The 2,372-nt window shown below is 65.4% G+C and carries 1 protein-coding gene; it reads left to right on the top strand.

Annotation, left to right across the window (positions count from 1 at the left end):
- Window positions 1-2,372 (top strand): Ig-like domain-containing protein (locus AX672_RS04450; protein WP_066648879.1); only part of this gene is annotated, 2,372 nt, incomplete at both ends.

Raw genomic sequence — 2,372 nt, 5'->3', positions numbered from 1 at the left:
GTCGCTGTCACGGCCGGCCAGTCGATCCCGGTCGCGAGCCTGCCGCAACTCGTGTTCACGCCCGCCGCTAATGCGAACGGCACCGGCTATGCGAGCTTCACCTTCCAGGTGCAGGACGATGGCGGCACCGCGAATGGCGGTGTCGACCTCGACGCGAGTGCAAACACGCTCGCTTTCAACGTCACCTCGGTAAACGATGCGCCCAGTTTCGTGGCGGGGGCCACCACGTCGCTGGTCTGGGGCTCATCCTCGACGTCGGGCACCGCCGGTAATCTCGATGCGCTTCAACCCTCGCTGTCGGCTGACGGCAACATCGTGGTGTTTCGCAGCCGGTCGAACAATCTCGGGCCGGGGGGCGGCAGCAACTACGACATTTTTGCCAAAAATTTGACAACCGGTGTCGTCACGCTCGTTTCGGCGGACGCTGCGGGCAATCCGTCGGGCGGGGCCGACGCGCCGAGCATCTCGCCGGACGGTCGCTACGTGCTGTTCAACAGCGGCAACGCATTCGGCATCCCTGGCGACAACAATGGCGGTCGACAGGACGTATTCCTGAAGGATTTGTTGACCGGAGCGCTGACTCGCGTCTCGCAAACTCAGGCCGGTGTCGGCGGCAATTTCGCGAGCAACCAGGCAACCTGGTCGGGCGACGGGACCCGGGTGTCGTTCGCGACCGACGGGGACAGCCTGTTCGGCTATGGTGGTGACGGCCCGAATGACACGGCAGTCGTCACGCTGGCGACCGGCGCGATCGTCAACGCCGCAACCACCGCGGGCGGGGAGCGCGGCAATGGCCAAGATCTGCAGGGGTATTTCGCCGCGGGCAATGCCGATCTGGTCACTTTCTATGGCGATTCGACCAACCTCGTCACCGGCGACACCAACGGCGCTTTCGACATCTTCCTGAAGAACCTCGCAACCGGCGCCATCGTCCGCGTCTCGACCGCGACCGGCGGGGGGCAAGCCAATGGGGCGAGCAGTTTCACACCGCCCTTCTTCCAACCGGCGGGCGCGCCGATTTCGGCCGATGGCAATCTGATCGTCTTCCAAAGCGACGCGACCAATCTGGTGACGGGCGACACCAACGCCACCACCGACATTTTCGTGAAGAACATCGCGACCGATACGACGACGCGCGTATCGACCGCCAGCGACGGCAGTCAGGCGAACGGCGCGAGCAGCTATGCCACCATCTCGTCCGATGGGCGCTATGTCGCGTTCCAGAGCGACGCCAGCAACCTCGTCGCCGGTGACACCAACGGTGTAACGGACGTGTTCGTCAAGGATCTCCAGACGGGCACGATCACGCGCGTTTCGGTCAATGCAGCGGGCGGACAGCTCACGAGCGCCAGCGTCAATCCGGTCTGGTCGGCCGACGGTTCGACGCTTGCCTTCACGACCACGTCGGCGATTGCGGGCGGCGACAACAACGGGCGTCCCGACGTTTATGTGATCCGGCCGAACGTGGCGAGCTATGTCGAAAACGGCGCCGCCGTCCCGGTCATCACCGGCACGCTGACGGCGTCCGATAGCGACAGCGCCAATTATGCGAACGGGATGCTGACGGCGGCGATCACCGCTGGCTTGGTCGCGGGCGATACGCTCAGCCTGTCGGGCACCGGCATCAGCGTGAGCGGCAACGATGTGTCGTATAATGCGGTGGTCGTCGGCACCCTGACCTCAACTGCGACCAGCCTGTCGATCGCGCTCAATGCATCGGCCGACGATGCGGCCGTGCAGGCATTGGCGCAGGCAGTGCGCTTCGCCAGCACGAGCGAATCGCCGACCAGCGCCGTGCGCACCGTTACCTTCACGCTGGTCGACGGTGGCGGCACCGCCGATGGCGGCAGCGATACGGCGAGCTTCACGCGCTCCGTCAATGTGGCGGCGGCGAACGACGCCCCGGCGGGCAGCAACGCCACGCTGACGATCGTCGAGGACACGGCGCGCACGCTGACGTCGGCAGACTTCGGGTTCAGCGATGTCGACGGCAACAGCCTGCTCGCTGTCACGATCATAACCCTGCCGAGCGCGGGCGCGCTGACGCTGAACGGCATCGCCGTCACGGTGGGCCAGTCGATCCCGGTCGCGAGCTTGCCGCAACTGGTATTCACGCCTGCCGCCAATGCCAATGGCAACGGCTATGCGAGCTTCACCTTCCAGGTGCAGGATGACGGTGGTACGGCGGGCGGCGGCGTCGATCTCGACGCCAGCCCGAACACGATCACTTTCGATGTCGCGGCGGTCAACGACGCGCCATCGGGCACCGACGCGACGCTGACGATCAATGAAGACACGCCGCGTACGCTGACGGCGGCGGACTTCGGGTTCTCCGACACCGACGGCAACAACCTGCTCGCTGTCACGATCAC

The sequence above is a fragment of the Sphingomonas sp. CCH10-B3 genome (genome assembly GCF_001556185.1).
GTDB classification, from domain to species: domain Bacteria; phylum Pseudomonadota; class Alphaproteobacteria; order Sphingomonadales; family Sphingomonadaceae; genus Sphingomonas; species Sphingomonas aquatica.
The sequence above is the reverse complement of the archived record's forward strand: the minus strand, read 5'-3'. Positions and strand labels throughout refer to the sequence as shown.